The sequence below is a fragment of the uncultured Pontibacter sp. genome (assembly GCF_947492645.1).
In the GTDB taxonomy this organism is placed as follows: domain Bacteria; phylum Bacteroidota; class Bacteroidia; order Cytophagales; family Hymenobacteraceae; genus Pontibacter.
The window spans coordinates 164,839-181,368 of the sequence record NZ_CANLMZ010000010.1 but is presented as its reverse complement, the minus strand read 5'-3'; the positions used below and the strand labels follow the sequence as shown (position 1 = coordinate 181,368).

Below are 16,530 nucleotides of genomic sequence, written 5' to 3'. Positions count from 1 at the left end.
TTAGTGTTTATTGCTGTAAATTATTAGATGTTGGAAATGAGTTAAGTCATTTATAATTACCGATTACCTTGACGAAGAACGAAATAAAGGCGCTTATCTCGCTGTTAGATGATAGAGACCATGAGGTGGCGTCGCATGTGGAGAAGCAAATTGTAGCTTTGGGCGTGGGCGTTATACCTTACCTGGAGGAGGAGTGGGAGGAAACGTTAGATACAGAACTTCAGAAAAAGATTGAAGACCTGATACACAACCTGCAGTTCGACGGGCTGATGGTACGCCTGAAGGAGTGGAAAGAGAACGGCGCCAAGGATTTGTTGGAAGGCATGTATCTGGTTAACTCATACTTATACCCTGATGTAGAGTATGCTAACATAACCAGAACCATAGACCAGTTATACTTTGATGCCTGGACGCATATGAAGGAGGAAATGCACCCTTATGACCAGGTAAAGGCGCTGAACAATGTGTTGTTTAAAGAGAAGCGTTTCACGGCGAACACCAAAAACTTCCACTCGCCGGCAAACTCTATGCTGCACCTGGTGCTGGAGACAAAGCGTGGCAACCCTCTAACACTATGCGTACTTTACATGACGCTGGCCCAGCGCCTCGATATGCCGGTATACGGAGTAAACTTACCTAACCTGTTTATACTTACCTATAAGCTGGATGGGGTGCAGTTTTACATCAACGTATACAACAAAGGGCTTATACTTTCAAAATCGGACATCGATAATTACATACTGCAGCTCAACCTGAACCCAATTGATATATTTTATGAGCCATGCAGTAACCTAGACATTATTAAGCGTGCCCTTCGTAACCTTGCCTTCTCTTTTGAGAAGATGAACGACCCCGAAAAAGCCACAGAAGTTACAAAGTTGCTGACTTCTATCACGGATGAGGAGCCACCTGTTTAGGGAAAGGCGCAAGTATAAAAAGAGAGGGGCCAGCTTTTAAAGCTGGCCCCTCTCTTTTTATACTTGTATAAGCTTAATATTTTTTAATTAAACAACCCGTAGCCCTTTTATCGCCGGCTGCAACAGCCTTATTTGCCAGCACATCATCAAGTACACCGCGCAGGTAATTGTTTTTTACCCCGGATTCTACTTGCGGGTTATCGTCTATGGCTCCTTTATACTTTAACACAAAACTGTCGCCGGTGTTGTGCAGTACAAAAACCTCGGGTGTTTTGGTGGCGCCAAACTGTCCGCTTATCTTTTGTCCGGCATCAGCCAGGTATGGGAAGCTGTAGTTCTTAGCACTCATTTCTTCCAGGGTTTCGCTGCCCTCGCCTGCACCAGGGTTAATAAAGATAAACTGCACACCTCTGCTGGCGTAAGTGCTGGCAAGCGTAACCAGGCGGTTCTCGTACAGTTTGGCATACGGGCATTGGTTATTCGTGAACACCAGCACTACCGTTTTAGCGCTGGTAAAGTCGCTGAGCGATACGCTTTGGTTGTTTGCGCCTTGCAAGGAGAAATTCGCCACTTTATCTCCTAGCTGGTAACCGCCGCCCTGTGCAAAAGCAAAGGTAGTTAGCAAAAATGCGGCAGCAAATGTGGCAAAGTGTTTCATGATTTTTTGTTTTAGTTCTGTTTAAGCTTGTAGGTCGTCGAGGCAGTAGGTTAGTACGTGGTTTTGCAGGTATTCAAAGTTAACCCGATACAATTTACTTAAATTGGCGGTAAATACCTGTCCATCCAGCACATTTTGATCTTCGCAGGGCTTTAAAATAAGGTTGTCCTTAAAAATCAATTGTTTACGGCTATACAACTTATACAAAGTTTCCTTAGCGCTCCAGTACAGGCAAGTTTGTGCTTCGTTCTGTGCAGTAAATATTTTCTCTGCCTCACTTAAAAACTTGTCGGCCACACGCAGCGCCTTTTGCGAAAGGAGTTCAATATCTATGCCAACTTCAAATTTATCAGAAATGATAGCAGCAGCCAGGTAAGGAGAGTGTGATATGGAAACATGGAAAGGCTCATTCTCAAAGTATGGCTTCCCATTTTCATTTTTCCGAAGAACGGCAGGAGAGGTGGTGAACTGCTCTAACATTCTATAAACCAGTACTCTGCTTGCCAGCCATTCCCGTTTACGCCTCTGGTGCACCCGCTCTACCTGCGTGCAATCTACAAAGGTTGGTAATAGCCTAAGCAGCTCTTCTACAGGCTCATCAGTTTGCCAGATACCGAGTGCTGTATGTGGGTTTAGCTGTTTAATTTGGAGAAGCGGCATAGGCAATAAACTGGTAGGCGGCGGGTTTTATAAGTATAGGCAAGCTTTGTTAGGCTAGATTGTTGTAAATTTAGCTAAAATTTAAGACACAGAAGCATAGTGGCATTATGGCCAGCAAGATACAAGTACAAAAAGTAGCTACCCTTACCGGGCATCGCGATTGCATTTATACTTTAGAAAGGTCGGGTAGCGATAACATAATCTATTCAGGAGCAGGCGATGGCATGGTAGTAGCCTGGGACCTGACACAACCTGAGAATGGAGAATTGATTGCAAAGGTGACCAGTTCGGTTTACGCGCTGCGCTATGTGCCGGAGCGCAACCTGCTGCTGATAGGGCAGAACCAGGAGGGAGTGCAGGTGATAGACCTCGAGAACAAGCAAATACTTAAGTCCGTGCCGCTGCCTAAAGTGGCCATTTTTGACATAGCGTTTACTGCTGATAATGTATACGTGGCCTTAGGTAACGGAGCCGTGTGTGTGCTTGATAGCCATACTTTTGAGTTGGAGACCATTATCCGGAAGTCTGACCAGAGTGCCCGCTGCCTGGCTTACAATAAGTATAGCAATGAGCTGGCAGTAGGCTATAGTGATAATGTAGTGCGTATTTTTGATGCCGCCACCAGGGAAGTAAAGTATGAATTGGCAGCGCATGCAAACTCTGTGTTTACTTTGGCCTATACTCCTGATGGCAAGCTGTTGCTAACCGGAAGCCGTGATGCGCACTTGCGGGTGTGGGAGGTAGAGCAGCAGTACAAGGAGCGAGGTTACCTGATCGCGCACATGTATACCATCAACCATATTACCTTTAGCCCAGATGGCCGTTATTTTGCCACCTGCAGCATGGATAAGTCTATAAAAGTATGGGATGCCGATACTTTTAAGTTGTTGAAAGTGATAGACAAAGTACGTAATGCAAGCCACGGCACATCAGTAAATAAATTATTTTGGTCGGCTCACCAGAATCAGTTAGTTTCGTGTAGCGATGACCGCACCATTTCGGTTTGGGATATTAATTTAGGTTAAAGTTATGAAGATTACACCATTAGAGATCAGGCAAAAAACGTTTGAGAAGGCATTTAGAGGATTAGATAAGGATGAAGTAAACGCGTTTTTGCTAACCCTTTCGCAGCAATGGGAAAAGTTGCTGGATGAGAACAAGGATCTGCGCATGAAACTGGATGCTTCGCACCGCGAAACCCAAAAACTGCGTGAGGTGGAGTCGTCGCTATATAAAACCTTGAAAACTGCCGAGGATACAGGCAATAGCATACTGGAGCAAGCCACAAAATCAGCGCAGCTGCAGGCACGCGAGGCCGAGCTGAAAGCCAACGAAATGATGAGCCAGGCCCGCAACCAGGCACGCCAGATGCTGGAAGAGGCTAAAAAAGAAGCTGAAAAGATTGTTTTGGAAATGCAGCAGGAGGTAAAAGCCCTGGAGCAGGATTACCAGCGCATGGAAGGCCACCTGGATACCATGGTGCGCGATTTAAAGAATCTTGCTAACGAGGCGCTGGAAAGAGCAGAGCGTACAAAATCTAAACCTAAGAGCGATACAAACAGTATTCTTTCAAGAGCGGCCGGTGTAAGAGTTGAAAACGCCGAGCTGTTAAAAAACCTGAAAGAAATGAATACTGCAAACGAAACATATGTTCTGCCTGAATCTACGGCTGCCAATGCACCTGTAGCTATCAGAAACGGTAATGGTTACGATCCGTTTGGCGATCCGGCACCGGATGTTACGCAACCAAACGAAGTGCCTACGCCAACAACGCCGGTACCTAATATTCCATCGCCAGAAGTAGAGCCAGTAGAGCCGGATTATCCTGGTCGTGTACCTGCACCGGATATTGAGCAACCGATACCGGAAATTAAACCAGTAACCCCGGATAAGCCAGAAATTCAGCCTCCGTTAACAGAGCCATCGCGCAATGCTTATGCCACTAACGGTGCAACTGTTAAGCAAGGCGGCGGTTCTTTCTTTGATGAGTTAAGCTAAGGATGGGGCAGATTGCGCTGGAGGGCATGGAGTTTTTTGCCTTCCATGGGTTTTACGACGAGGAGCAGAAGATCGGTAACAAGTATGGCATCGACCTGCTTATTAACACAGACCTGCGCCGCGCCGCCGAAACCGATAACCTGGACGAAACGGTAAACTACGAAGTGCTGTACCAACTGGTGCTGGAGGAAATGAAAATACCTGCACGCCTGCTAGAGCATCTCGGTCACCGCATCATTGACAAAGTTTACGAGCGGTTTCCGTTTGTGCAGTCTGTTAAGGTGAACGTTTATAAGTTTAACCCGCCTCTTGGAGGTATCTGCAAATGGGCTAAAGTTAGCTTAGAAGAAGCAAGGTAGTTTATACTCAAAGAAATACTCAGAAGCAGCTGGTTCAGGAGATGAGCCAGCTGCTTTTGGTTTATAGCTTAGGAAAGGCAGAGATAGTTAAACCTAGCAAATATTTGAATTACACCAGCCTTAGCAACTCCGCAGCAGCGGCAAAAGCAGACTTCTGCCCGTTTTTAACCTGCTCGGCTATACTTTGCAGTTGCTGCTTTACCTGCTGGTGGCTGTAAAAATTATCCTCCAAGCCTTGGCGTATCGCCTCATACATCCATTGCAGGTTCTGGTCGCGGCGCTTCTTCTCAAAAAAACCATTATTGTGCGTAAGCTCCAGGTAGTCAGCTGTAGTTTGCCAAATAGCGTCGAGGCCGGTGTTTTGGAGGGCAGAACAGGTGCTTACTTTAGGCACCCAGCCTGAGGGGCCTATAGGATACAGGTGCAGCGCATTCTGGTATTCAGCCTTAGCGGCACGTGCTTTCTGCACATTCTGCTCATCGGCTTTGGTAATGGCAATGGCATCGGCCATTTCCATAATGCCGCGCTTTATGCCCTGTAGTTCATCGCCTGCGCCGGCGAGCATCAGCAGCAAAAAGAAATCGACCATGGCATGCACCGCTGTCTCAGACTGGCCTACACCAACAGTTTCTACAATAATAGTGTCAAAGCCGGCAGCCTCGCAAAGTATAATTGTTTCGCGCGTGCTCCTGGTTACGCCTCCAAGCGACTTACCGGCCGGCGAAGGGCGTATGTAGGCTTGAGGATTCATGGAGAGTGCCTCCATACGCGTTTTATCTCCAAGTATACTTCCGCCGGAGCGCTGGCTGGTGGGGTCTATAGCTAGTACGGCAAGCTTTTTACCTTGCTCTTTTATCAGATAAGTGCCAAAAGCCTCAATAAAAGTACTTTTACCTACACCTGGCACCCCTGTAATTCCAATGCGAACCGATTTTCCGGCATGCGGTAAAACCTCGTTGATTACCTGTTGGGCAAGTTCCTGATCTGAGAAAAGCTTGCTTTCCACCAGCGTTATAGCACGGCTTAGCATAACACGGTCTCCCGCTAAAATGCCTTTTACATAGGTTTCGGTGCTAAATCGTTTGGCCAAACTGCTTACTTTAGTTGATGCTGCGACTACTGCAAATTTAAAACTTATACGCGTATTAGCTCCAGTTAAGCCTTAATATATGCTTCTCTATATATAAAATATTAAATAATTATGTGGATATATATGGAAATGAAAGCTAAAAGCCAGAAATTGCATTCGATTTGGCAGCCGTTTAAAGCGTTGAAGTATAAATAGTTTTCCTTTGACTTCTTGTTATACCTGTCCTTTAATTTTAGATCAAACAAAGTATAAAATATACACCACCTTTATGAAAAAGATGTTGATGCTGGCTGCTGCGTTTTTAGGGTTGCAGGCAAGCGTACTGGCGCAAACAGAACTTAGCAGCTTCTCGGCAACTGGCCGTGGGGGCGTAATGAACACTTTTGTTAACGACTACCAAGCCATAGGCGTTAACCCTGCCAACCTGGGCCGTGGTACTTCTATTGTAACATTTTCTATTGCCGAGGGTGGCCTGGCTGTAAGTTCTCAAGCCTTTAACAAAAGTACACTTAAGCAATTTATTGATGCAGCAGATGGAAGCGAGATTACGTTGGAAGACTGTCGTGATTTAGCCAAAGCCTTTACAAGCGACAATGTGCTTAACGCAGGTGTAGACTTTAACACCTTTGCTATTTCCATCAACCTGCCAAAGTTCGGTTCATTGGCGTTCAGCAACCGCCAGCGCGCACTTGGGCATGCGGCGTTCAATAAAAACTTTTCTGAGCTGCTTTTTCTGGGGCAGGATGCACAACTTTATAATGATGTGGCGCCAGGGCAAACCGTATATGCTTCTAAGTTATTTGATGGCACCGAGATAAAGGCATCGTGGGTAAATGAGTGGAATGTGGCATACGGCCGCAAAATCATAGACCTGCCAATGTTTAATATCTACGGCGGTGCCGGCTACCGTTACATACAAGGCATGGCGCTTTACGAGTTCAGCTCTAAGGGTGGTGATGTTAAAGCATATAGTGCTGCGTCTCCTGTGCTGGATATCAACTATGATGACTACCTGAACGACCCGAAGTTTACATACAATGATGCGGATGGATTACTGAGCCCGGTTGGGCGTGGCCATGGATTTGATTTGGGTTTATCTGCTGAGATCGCCAAAATTGTAAAAGTGGGGGTATCGGTAACAGACATTGGTAAAATTACATGGACTGAAAACCTGCTGCAGGCGCAAGACAGAGGTTTTAAGTTGCCTGAAATAGAGGGAACAGACGAGTACAGCTTTGAAGATGCCGGCGATATTGCTAAAACCATTATTGATAGTGCGCTGGTGTTTAGCCCGGTAAATGAGCTTAAAACCGACCTGCCAACGCGCTTTAGAGCGGGTGTTGGCGTAAAGCTTGGAAGTAAAGTAGAAGTGGGTTTAGACTATGTTCATGCCTTAAACACCGCACCAGGCAACATCACCCAGGATTTTTTTGGTTTAGGGATTGATGTAATGCCGCTTTCTTTTTTACGATTCAGTACGGGAGTATCTACAGGTGCAGGCGATAAGCTTAACCTGCCACTAGGTTTGGCTATAGTAACACCGGTTTACGAATTCGGAGTTAGTACCCGTGATATTACAGCCCCTTTCACAGAGAATAACCCTGGAGGGTCTTTCGCCATGGGCTTCCTGAAATTTAAAATTGGCAAACCAAAGTTGCTGTAATGGCATTGGTAACAGAAGTATAAACCAGAAGCGCCGGCCCTTGTAAGGCCGGCGCTTCTGGTTTATACTATAAAATATTTTATCTGGATAGACCTTGAGGGAAATTAGGCAAACCAAGATCACTTTTTTGCTTGCCCAGGTGAAAGCCGTTATCTACATACCCACTTGCTGTACCCTTTGCATTTGGGTTTTCTATAACTCCGAGGTAATAGTTGTCTTTTCGGGCTACATACATTTTGCCATCAGGGCCTAGCTGCAAGGCTCCTAGACTTGGGCTGCCAGAAGTGGCCACCACTACCGCTGATTTTGAAATGGCATCCTGGCTGCCAGCGCGCAAATCAAACTGCACAATCTGTCCCTTGTTCATCTGGCCGTTATTCGTGGTGCCGTATACTTTGCTGCCATCCGGCGAAAAAGCTACACCATATGCCTGTGAGAACCCTTTTAAGTGTATCGGGTCGGATACTTTACCTGTGCTGCGGTCAAACTTAAGTATCTCAAAGCTGCTATCATCGTTCCAAAGTGCCGCTGCCAAACGTGTACCATCCGGGGAGGGCACTAAATAGCCTATGGCTTTTCGGTTTGGCCCGCCGTGCACCATGCCTACCATACTCATGACAGGTTGCGTTGCCACACCTTCCGCATCTACCAGGTAAGCCATGTAGCCGTTACTGTTCCATCGGTGCGCCAGCACCCACCAATCGCGGCCGTTGCTGTGGCGCACGGCTGTAAGCTTTTCGGTGGCAGGTGCCACCATAAAGTTGTTTCGGGTTACAATATCGCCGGTGCCATTGTCTTTGCTCATATCCACAACACTATAGCGCAGGCCATTGCTTTGGGCCTGTATATCCGTTGTAAAAATATAGAAGATAGTTTCGCTGCCTGGTTTGGGAAGTATAAGCGCTGATTGTGTAGAGGATTTTCCGCCCATTAAGCTATTGCCGTTAGGCATTACTTTATGGTTGCGGTTCCAGACGGTAATGCCATTGGTGTAAAGCAGCAGGTTGCCGTCTTTATCTGATAACGAGGCGCTGCCTTCTTCGGTAAACAAGCGGCTAGCGTTAGCTGTGGGTGTACCTTCAGCAAACACGATTCCGGCTCCCTTTCCAAAGTACCAGTTGTTTTTTTCGCCTTGGGCAAATACATTAAGGCTGCTAAAAGTAAGTATGGCTGCAGCTGCGAGGTGTCTAAATCTTATCATAGCAATTGTTAAACGTTCTGTTGCTTACGCAAAGTACAAATGCAATGCCAAGCCTGCCGCTAATGTTTAAAAAGAGCGAGGGGAGGTGCTTAAAAGAGAAGAAGCAGGCTATTAACCCGCTTCTTCTCTTTGTGATCTATACTTCAAAAAAGTTATTGCTGCTGTAAAGTTGTGTCTCCTGATAACTTATCGTTTATGTGCGATGAGTCTGCACCAGTTCCCGGTAAGTCTCCGGAACCGTCAACGCCCGTTTCGTTTGTTTCTCCGGTTGTAGACTCAGGTGGCATTTCTGCATTTTCGCCGTACTCACCGCCTCCGCATGAAGCCAGCGCCATAGTAGCAGAGATAAGAATAGTTGCTAAAATATTTATTTTCTTTTTCATAGCTGTCAAATTTATTTACCTCTCTGTTGTACGAGCCAAAAAGAAATTAATTTGCAAAAAGAGCTAAACATCTGCTTTAGTTCTGCTGTCGCACCCCCTGTTTTTCTGTTAACTTGTAGAGCGCCGGGTTTTCTGAAAGCAACCTAAGCAATACGCCATTGGTCCATCCAAAGCCGTCTTGGTTGGGATATTCTCCGCCACCGGCCTCTAATGTAAGGTTCTCAACGTTATACTTCTCCATCAGCTTGCCGGTAGCCTGGTATACTTCGTTGTTAAGTATAACCCAATTGTTGGCGATGGTATTTGCCTGCTCGTTAAAGCCATAGTTTTGGAGCGCCTTTATCGTCATCCATTGCAAGGGAGCCCAACCATTAGGAGCGTCCCATTGCTGGCCACTTGGGTTAAGTGTAGTAACTGCTCCGCCCGGACGTATAAACTCAGCCTCTATTTTTTGTGCAACAGCGGCGGCAGGCCTATGCTTTACCATGTTGAAGTATAGCGGGTAAACGGATGCTAAGGTAGGTATTTGGGTAGTAGCGCCTTTTACAAAATTGTAGTCGTAAAAGAAGCTGTCTTTACTGCTCCAGTTATACTTTAATACAGCATCGCGGCGTGCCCTGGCCAATTTCTCATACTTTCGTGCCTCGTCGTGGTTGCCTGCCAGTACAGCCATTTCCTGTAGTGTAAGTTCCACGTGGTAAAGCAGCGCATTAAGATCAACAGGTATGATGCTGGTAGTTTGAATGGTACTGATATTCTTGCCATCAGCAAACCAGCGCGTACTGAAGTCCCAGCCAGACTCTGCGGCGGCTCTAATATTACGGTAAATTTCTTCAGGGTTTCTGCCAGATGTTTTAGCCAGTTCTACATCTTCTAAGTATGATTCCGGTCGTGGGGCAGGGGAGTCGTCCCAGTAGCGGTTAAGTATACTGCCATCGGGCATACGCACCACTCTCCGGTGTGTTGGGTTGGCAGCAGATAGAGTTGCTGCACCATCCATCCAGAAACTATATTCTTTTTGCAAGGCAGGCGCATACTTTAGCAGTACTTCACGGCCTTTTTGCTGTGCCAGCACACGCAGCATAAGCGCATAAAACGGTGGTTGCGACCGGCTGAGGTAATACGTGCGGTTGCCGTTCGGTATGTGGCCTACGGTATGGATAAGGTGCGTGAAATTATCCACCATACTTTGAATCAGCGCTGTCTTGTCGCTAGCTTGTAGCCCTAGCATAGTAAAGAAGCTGTCCCAGTAATAGATTTCCCTGAAGCGCCCACCAGGTACAATATAAGCGTGTGGCAAAGGTATAAGAGAGCCAACACCGGCACCAGGTTGGCGCGTAAGCACAGGCCAAAGCCGTTCTATGTGCTCTGTTACAGAGTTGCTGGAGTCGGTGGTGAAAGCTGTTGTTGGTTGTGCCGGCAGCTCAAAATGCTCTTGTACAAATGCTTTCAGGTTAAAACCTGGTAGGTGCCGTTGCCTGTAAAATGCCTGTATAATGTGCTCAGGATCAGCAAGAGGCACGCAATCCGGAAATGTTTTAGAATCAGGGAAGACCCGCTGCAGTTGCACGTGCTCAAACAGCTCTCCCATGTCCTTTTCCGGGCGGTATAGCTGCTGTGCTTGAGCAGGCAGCAGCATAAGGGTAAAAGGTAAAGCCAGCAGAAAGTATAGTCTAAAGATGCTATAAAAATAGGTCATACTTGCCTTGGTTTGTTACGAGAGAAAACATCAGCTTTTTCTTACGCAAACCAACTGCAAAGCGACAAGTATACTAACGGAAAGGGTATTGCACAAACGAAACCTGGCCCATGGCGTCCTTTTCATACTTGGCTACAGCAAATTCCCGGAATCGTGCTTCAAAATTGCTGTCTCCCGGTGTTACCTCGTTAGGTGCGGGGCTGTTTTTTAAGAAGAAGTATACTTTGGTGTTGCCATACTTGGTATGCGGCATAAATTCGCCGTAAGCCTGCATCTCTTCCCATCGTGTATCATCAACGGTTACAGCGTAAATTCTTATAATCGGGCCGGTATTGTTTTCGTTTCGGTACATGGCTACTTCTTTAAAGTCGCCTTTTAAGTCATCAACGCCAGGTATAGACAAGGTGTCGTAAATAAACCAGCCGATTAAGATGACGGAAACAAGTATAAGAATGGGTTTTAGTTTCATGGTAAAGGTATCGTTAATGGTAAACTAGGCTCGGGCAGTTTTGTTTCTGGCTTTTGCAGATTTGATAACACCCGCAATGACCAGGTAAATAGCAGCAGGCAAGCCCACCCACAGCACTTCGCTTTTGATTACGCGCCAGCCCCATTCACTAAAGAAGTTACTTACTCCTATGGGGGAAACCTGTATTGGCCGCCAAGGCAAGAAATAACGCGTATTATCTAAAGGAGCAAACACCGCTACACCTAAACCACCATTGGTTAATGCATCAAGCAGGATGTGCGAAGCGGTGCAAAACGAGAAGAAAAGTATAAAACCCAATCCTTGTTTACTTGTTAATTTTATACTTCTGTAGAAAATAGCAGTAAGCGCTACTCCGAGCAGCAAGGCAAATACCAGCGAGTGAGAAAAGCCTCTGTGGCCCAGTAAATGCTCGTACGACACCCCAAACTTAAACATCACCACGTCCGCATCTGGTAAAATGGTACATAGTACTCCTAGTATCCAGAATTTAGGAGAAGTATACGTTTTAGGGTAGGTTTTGCCTACTGCAACTGCCGCCAGCGCATGCGCAAATGCTGATGCCATAGTATAGGTTTGCTTTACGTGAAGGTAAGGAGAATTTGTAGAACTGATACTGCTGTTTCTCGTCTAAAGCAGGAGGAGCACAACGTATAAAAGTAAGTCTGGAGACTAATATACACTATACTTCACCGGATAGATTCCGGCACCAGTCTCTGAAATACAAAGGCGCAGCTGAAACTAAGCAGCTGCGCCTTTATGATAGCTTATTTAAACCTAAGCTTCTACCCGTTTTATCAGCTTTTCCAGGATATTCTGAGCTGCAACCGAGATGATTGTGCCAGGACCAAACACGCCCTCTGCACCGGCTTTAAATAAGAAATCGTAATCCTGGGCAGGAATAACGCCACCTACAATTACCATGATGTCGTCACGGTCCAGTTTGCGGAGCTCTTCAATGAGTTGCGGAACCAGCGTTTTGTGGCCGGCTGCCAGGCTGCTTACACCTACCACATGCACATCGTTTTCGGCGGCTTGCATGGCCACTTCGGCTGGCGTCTGGAACAATGGTCCTATGTCCACGTCAAAGCCGAGGTCAGCGAAGGAGGTGGCAATTACTTTAGAGCCACGGTCGTGGCCGTCCTGACCCATTTTAGCGACCATGATGCGTGGTCTGCGGCCTTCCAGCGTTTCAAACTGATCAGCCATGGCTTTGGCTCGCTCAAAGTTCTCATCATCTGACAGCTCCGCGGAATAGATACCTGATATAGATCTGATCACAGCTTTATGTCTTCCGTAAACTTTTTCTAATGCATCCGAAATCTCACCTAAAGTGGCGCGATGGCGTGCCGCCTCTACTGCTAAATCAAGTAAATTACCTTCCCCTGTCTCGGCAGCGTCTGTTAAAGCCTGCAGCGCATTGGCTACGGCGTCCTCGTTGCGTGTCTCTTTTATACTTGCCAGGCGGCGCAGCTGCGATTCGCGCACAGCGGTGTTATCAATATCCAAGATCTCGATTTCCTGAATCTGATTTGGTTTATACTTGTTTACGCCTACAATTACGTCTTTGCCTGAATCTATGCGGGCTTGTTTGCGGGCAGCAGCCTCTTCGATGCGCATTTTAGGTAAACCGGTTTCGATGGCCTTAGCCATACCTCCAAGTTCTTCCACTTCCTCAATCAGCGTCCAGGCTTTGTGCGCCAGTTCGTGCGTAAGTGCCTCTACGTAGTAAGAACCACCCCATGGGTCAACTACATTGGTAATATTAGTTTCCTGTTGCAGGTAGATCTGCGTGTTACGGGCAATACGAGCCGAGAAATCAGTTGGCAAGGCAATCGCCTCATCCAAGGCATTAGTATGCAAGCTTTGCGTACCGCCAAGTGCAGCTGCTAAAGCCTCCACACACGTTCTGGTTACGTTATTGAACGGGTCTTGCTCTGTTAAGCTCCATCCCGAAGTCTGGCAATGCGTTCTAAGTGCCAGCGATTTCGGGTTCTTGGGGTTAAACTGCTTTATCAGCTTCGCCCACAGCATACGGGCTGCACGCATCTTGGCAATCTCCATAAAGTGGTTCATACCGATGGCCCAGAAGAACGAAAGGCGCGGAGCAAATTCATCAATATCCATACCTGCCTGTAAACCTGTACGCACATACTCCAGGCCATCTGCCAACGTATAAGCCAGTTCTATGTCTGCTGTGGCACCGGCTTCCTGCATGTGGTAACCCGAAATGGAAATGGAGTTGAAGCGCGGCATCTTTTGGGAAGTATAAGCAAAGATGTCGGCGATGATCTTCATGCTTGGCTCCGGCGGGTAGATGTAGGTGTTGCGCACCATAAACTCCTTCAGGATATCGTTCTGTATCGTTCCGCTTAACTGCTCTGGCTTCACGCCCTGTTCCTCGGCGGCTACAATATAAAACGCCATAATTGGCAATACAGCGCCGTTCATGGTCATGGACACTGACATTTCGTTCAAGGGAATCTTGTCGAAGAGGATTTTCATGTCCTCTACCGAGTCGATGGCTACACCGGCTTTACCAACATCGCCAACCACGCGCGGGTGATCGGAGTCGTAGCCGCGGTGCGTTGCCAGGTCGAAAGCAACAGAAAGGCCCTTTTGCCCACCAGCCAGGTTGCGGCGGTAAAAAGCGTTACTTTCTTCGGCAGTAGAAAAACCGGCATACTGCCGGATTGTCCAGGGCTTTTGCACATACATGGTGCTGTAAGGGCCACGCAAGTATGGCGGTAAGCCAGCGGCAAAGTCCATGTGTTCAAAGCCTTTTACATCTTCCGAAGTATAAAAGCTTTTTAATGGCATCTGCTCCGCTGTTTTCCATACGTTGGCCTCTGCGGGGGCATCAGCACTTTTGCCAGCTGCAGCTACTTTGTTTAAATCTATTTTAGAAAAGTCAGGCTTCATATTTTAATTTTGAATGAGTGGTTGAGTGAATGTGTGAATAGGTTTACTATCAATTCATTCGCTCATCAAAATTCAATCACATTTTTAATAGATAAGAACAAGTATTTAAGTGCTTTATAATCATTCACTCAACCACTCATTCACAATTCAGTCATTTTTCTAACTTGCGTGTTCGGATGTTACTACCCAGCGGCCGTTAACTTTCTTCCATACCTGCGACGACACACCACCCATCAGGCGCTTGCCATCTAACTCAATCTTCCACCGGAAAACAAAGTATACTGCCTCTTTGGATACCTGTTCGATGTGCAGCGGCTCATAGGTGTAAACGCCCATTTTGCTGCGGTCGGTAAAATCCTGCAGAAACATATCATATACTTCCTGATAGCCTTTTTCGGTGCCGCTTTTGCTTATCCATAGCATTTCCGGCGAGTTCCAGTAAAAGGTCATAGCCTTTTCCAGATCGCCTTTGTTCCAGGCTTCTATCTGGCCTTCCAGCGCTTGTTTTACTTCCTGCACGGCATCGCCCTTAGGCATAGTAAAAGAGGTTAGGGTGCTTGTAGTGGCCATTATTAGTATACTTATAAGTAAGGCTTTCATGCTTAGTTTTTGTCTTCTCCTTCGCTCAGCCTTCTCTGGATAATGTCCAGTAGCACAGTCATGTCGCAGTCTTCGAAAATAAATTCCTGGTAACCGTTCGCCACCATTTCGTCTTTCATGTGCTGCGGATCGTCGGCAAGTATGATGGTTGGCTTAGCGTGGTGGTTTCGGATTCTTGGGCCAAACTCCCGCACATAAGCAGCCTCCGAAGATGACACAACCACCACCTCTGCCGTCGTATTTTCGAGTTTATCAGAGGCCTCTTCTACAGAAGCAAACTGCTGCACATCTGTTTCGAAGCCAGCGCAAGAGAAAAACTCCTGGGCAAACGTTGCATTGATGTGCCGTTGAACAGTCTCTCCGATTACGGCAACTACGGCCCTTGGGCGACGCTGCAATTTGCGCAGGTGCAATTCGGTAGCCATGCGCATCACCTCAGAAGGATAGGCAGCGCGCGTTGTATCGAAAGCCTCGCTTTGGATAAGCGCCTCCGGATCGTAATCGATGACTTCTTTTGGGTTCGGATACTTGTTTGTACCTACCAGCACCTCGCGGCCTGTGGCTATGTTTCGGAACTTCTTGCGGCTTATTTCGGTGATGCTGCCAAGTATAAAACCATCTGCATAAGCTGCCTCAAAGCCACCACGGGTCTCCACATCTTTAAACAATTTCCAGGCTTTAGTGGCGAGGGCATTTGTCAATGAGTCAAGGTAATACGAGCCGGCAGCAGGGTCTATAGCTTTATCAAGATAAGATTCTTCTTTAAGTATAATGGATACGTTGCGGGCTATGCGCTCCGAAAACTCATCAGGGGCCTTAAAGGTGCTATCGAATGGCGCTACAGTTAAGGAGTCGCAGCCGGAGATACCAGCCGCCATGGCTTCGGTTGTGGCGCGTAGCATGTTCACGTACGGGTCCAGGGTGGTTTGGTACCAACTGGAGGTAACGCTGTGTATGCGCAACAACGCAGCCAGTTCTGGCTTTGCCTGGTAAGCTTCTACCACAGCAGCCCAGAGCAGGCGCAGGGCACGCACTTTGGCAATCTCGAAAAAGTAATTAGTGCCCGCCGCCATCTGGAACTGCATATTCGAAAGCACATCGTCCAGCGCTGCACCAGCTTCTGTCAGCTTATCGGTATAAGCCACAGCAGCATTTAAAGTATAAGCCAGCTCTTGTGTAAAAGATGCACCAATACCGCTAAAGCTTGTTCCGTTAACGGTTATGCCGTAAAAATCAGGACTGTCTTTTGTAAGGTTCAGCACTTCTATAATGGCGCTGCTTTCCTCGTCTGTGATAGTGCTTTTTACCGTAACCGGATCAAAGTTAAGGAAGCCGTGCAGGTTGTGCGGCGATACTTGGCGGCTTTCCAGTTCAGCGAACAGGTTCTTCAGGAAGAGTTGTGGCTGCTCCTGTAAAGTATAACTGATGCTATACTTTGTCAGGTCAATCACATCAGCCAAATAGGCAATATCAAACTCCTTGTGTTTTGGGATAAAGAAATGTATACCGTCCGCACCACGGGTAAGGGCGTCAGCTGCTTTATCAACGGCTGCTCTTCCTACTCCGGATACTGTAATTTGCTGTATGTTTTTCCAGCTGTTATCGGCTGTTTTGTGCCCACGCAGGTATGGGAATTGCCCCGGTAAATGCGTTGCAAAAGGCAGGTTCGCTATATCTTCCTTTGCATAGTATGGCTTTACGTCGATGTTTTCGTAGGTGTGCCAGGTAAGGCTGTCCAGGGAGGTGTCGCGCAGGTCTTTTTGTGCTTTGTGTTCCCATTCAGCCGCTGTGGCTGGGTTGAATTCTGAAAATAGCTTCTGCTCTTCCGTCATCGTGCTGTTGTTGTATTTTGTTGTAAAGATAATCTTTTCTACGAAAGGTTGTAGGCCAGTA

At 47.0% G+C, this 16,530-nt stretch carries 16 protein-coding genes; 5 read left to right on the top strand and 11 right to left on the bottom strand.

All coding sequences use genetic code 11. The features are described from left to right. Window positions 1-68 precede the first annotated feature (68 nt). Window positions 69-917, top strand: coding sequence for a transglutaminase-like domain-containing protein (locus Q1A23_RS16305; protein WP_299825182.1), 849 nt, complete (start codon window positions 69-71; stop codon window positions 915-917). A 73-nt stretch (window positions 918-990) separates the two neighbouring features. Here the strand turns inward: Q1A23_RS16305 and Q1A23_RS16300 are convergent, their stop codons facing one another. Then, a complete protein-coding gene (locus Q1A23_RS16300) occupies window positions 991-1,575 on the bottom strand; it encodes a thioredoxin family protein (protein ID WP_299825179.1) in 585 nt (194 codons plus the stop codon). Between the two features lie 21 nt (window positions 1,576-1,596). Further along, a complete protein-coding gene (locus Q1A23_RS16295; protein WP_299825176.1) occupies window positions 1,597-2,235 on the bottom strand; it encodes a 4'-phosphopantetheinyl transferase superfamily protein in 639 nt (212 codons plus the stop codon). A gap of 107 nt (window positions 2,236-2,342) precedes the next feature. Here Q1A23_RS16295 and Q1A23_RS16290 point away from each other — a divergent pair, with 107 nt between their 5' ends. Genes Q1A23_RS16290 through folB form a run of 3 tightly spaced genes read left to right on the top strand, consistent with a single transcriptional unit; the run spans window position 2,343 to window position 4,592 of the window. After that, a complete protein-coding gene (locus Q1A23_RS16290) occupies window positions 2,343-3,260 on the top strand; it encodes a WD40 repeat domain-containing protein (protein WP_299825174.1) in 918 nt (305 codons plus the stop codon). 4 nt (window positions 3,261-3,264) lie between these two features. Continuing rightward, entirely contained in the window at window positions 3,265-4,233 is a 969-nt protein-coding gene (locus Q1A23_RS16285) for a DivIVA domain-containing protein (RefSeq protein WP_299825171.1), read from the top strand. Window positions 4,234-4,235: 2 nt separating this feature from the next. Next, complete coding sequence (folB, locus tag Q1A23_RS16280) at window positions 4,236-4,592, top strand: dihydroneopterin aldolase (RefSeq protein ID WP_299825170.1); 357 nt, start codon at window positions 4,236-4,238, stop codon at window positions 4,590-4,592. A gap of 109 nt (window positions 4,593-4,701) precedes the next feature. Here the strand turns inward: folB and meaB are convergent, their stop codons facing one another. After that, a complete protein-coding gene (gene meaB / locus Q1A23_RS16275; RefSeq protein WP_299825167.1) occupies window positions 4,702-5,682 on the bottom strand; it encodes a methylmalonyl Co-A mutase-associated GTPase MeaB in 981 nt (326 codons plus the stop codon). Between the two features lie 268 nt (window positions 5,683-5,950). Between meaB and Q1A23_RS16270 the strand changes: the two genes are divergently transcribed. Beyond that, entirely contained in the window at window positions 5,951-7,345 is a 1,395-nt protein-coding gene (locus Q1A23_RS16270) for a DUF5723 family protein (protein WP_299825165.1), read from the top strand. 79 nt (window positions 7,346-7,424) lie between these two features. Here Q1A23_RS16270 and Q1A23_RS16265 read toward each other — a convergent pair whose 3' ends face one another. The 8 genes from Q1A23_RS16265 to Q1A23_RS16230 form a co-directional block, all read right to left on the bottom strand. Further along, entirely contained in the window at window positions 7,425-8,546 is a 1,122-nt protein-coding gene (locus tag Q1A23_RS16265) for a hypothetical protein (RefSeq protein WP_299825162.1), read from the bottom strand. 152 nt (window positions 8,547-8,698) lie between these two features. After that, window positions 8,699-8,929: a hypothetical protein gene (locus Q1A23_RS16260; protein WP_299825159.1), complete on the bottom strand. Its 231-nt coding sequence runs from the start codon at window positions 8,927-8,929 to the stop codon at window positions 8,699-8,701. 76 nt (window positions 8,930-9,005) lie between these two features. After that, window positions 9,006-10,628 (bottom strand): alpha,alpha-trehalase TreF, encoded by a 1,623-nt coding sequence (treF, locus tag Q1A23_RS16255; protein ID WP_299825157.1) that lies wholly within the window; start codon window positions 10,626-10,628, stop codon window positions 9,006-9,008. A gap of 73 nt (window positions 10,629-10,701) precedes the next feature. Next, window positions 10,702-11,097, bottom strand: coding sequence for a hypothetical protein (locus Q1A23_RS16250; protein ID WP_299825155.1), 396 nt, complete (start codon window positions 11,095-11,097; stop codon window positions 10,702-10,704). 24 nt (window positions 11,098-11,121) lie between these two features. After that, a complete protein-coding gene (locus Q1A23_RS16245; protein WP_299825153.1) occupies window positions 11,122-11,682 on the bottom strand; it encodes a metal-dependent hydrolase in 561 nt (186 codons plus the stop codon). Between the two features lie 210 nt (window positions 11,683-11,892). Then, a complete protein-coding gene (gene scpA / locus Q1A23_RS16240; RefSeq protein ID WP_299825152.1) occupies window positions 11,893-14,037 on the bottom strand; it encodes a methylmalonyl-CoA mutase in 2,145 nt (714 codons plus the stop codon). A gap of 159 nt (window positions 14,038-14,196) precedes the next feature. Next, the gene (locus Q1A23_RS16235) at window positions 14,197-14,637 is read right to left on the bottom strand and encodes a nuclear transport factor 2 family protein (RefSeq protein WP_299825150.1); all 441 of its coding nucleotides are present in this window, start codon (window positions 14,635-14,637) and stop codon (window positions 14,197-14,199) included. Window positions 14,638-14,639: 2 nt separating this feature from the next. After that, window positions 14,640-16,469, bottom strand: a complete 1,830-nt coding sequence (locus Q1A23_RS16230; RefSeq protein ID WP_299825148.1) for a methylmalonyl-CoA mutase family protein — start codon at window positions 16,467-16,469, stop codon at window positions 14,640-14,642. Between the last annotated feature and the right edge of the window lie 61 nt (window positions 16,470-16,530).

Bases quoted from the DNA above. Each gene is read 5' to 3' on its own strand.
- Q1A23_RS16300 (WP_299825179.1), bottom strand. From the start codon at position 1,575: ATGAAACACTTTGCCACATTTGCTGCCGCATTTTTGCTAACTACCTTT.
- Q1A23_RS16295 (WP_299825176.1), bottom strand. From the start codon at position 2,235: ATGCCGCTTCTCCAAATTAAACAGCTAAACCCACATACAGCACTCGGT.
- Q1A23_RS16290 (WP_299825174.1), top strand. From the start codon at position 2,343: ATGGCCAGCAAGATACAAGTACAAAAAGTAGCTACCCTTACCGGGCAT.
- Q1A23_RS16285 (WP_299825171.1), top strand. From the start codon at position 3,265: ATGAAGATTACACCATTAGAGATCAGGCAAAAAACGTTTGAGAAGGCA.
- folB (WP_299825170.1), top strand. From the start codon at position 4,236: ATGGGGCAGATTGCGCTGGAGGGCATGGAGTTTTTTGCCTTCCATGGG.
- Q1A23_RS16270 (WP_299825165.1), top strand. From the start codon at position 5,951: ATGAAAAAGATGTTGATGCTGGCTGCTGCGTTTTTAGGGTTGCAGGCA.
- Q1A23_RS16265 (WP_299825162.1), bottom strand. From the start codon at position 8,546: ATGATAAGATTTAGACACCTCGCAGCTGCAGCCATACTTACTTTTAGC.
- Q1A23_RS16260 (WP_299825159.1), bottom strand. From the start codon at position 8,929: ATGAAAAAGAAAATAAATATTTTAGCAACTATTCTTATCTCTGCTACT.
- treF (WP_299825157.1), bottom strand. From the start codon at position 10,628: ATGACCTATTTTTATAGCATCTTTAGACTATACTTTCTGCTGGCTTTA.
- Q1A23_RS16250 (WP_299825155.1), bottom strand. From the start codon at position 11,097: ATGAAACTAAAACCCATTCTTATACTTGTTTCCGTCATCTTAATCGGC.
- Q1A23_RS16245 (WP_299825153.1), bottom strand. From the start codon at position 11,682: ATGGCATCAGCATTTGCGCATGCGCTGGCGGCAGTTGCAGTAGGCAAA.
- scpA (WP_299825152.1), bottom strand. From the start codon at position 14,037: ATGAAGCCTGACTTTTCTAAAATAGATTTAAACAAAGTAGCTGCAGCT.
- Q1A23_RS16235 (WP_299825150.1), bottom strand. From the start codon at position 14,637: ATGAAAGCCTTACTTATAAGTATACTAATAATGGCCACTACAAGCACC.
- Q1A23_RS16230 (WP_299825148.1), bottom strand. From the start codon at position 16,469: ATGACGGAAGAGCAGAAGCTATTTTCAGAATTCAACCCAGCCACAGCG.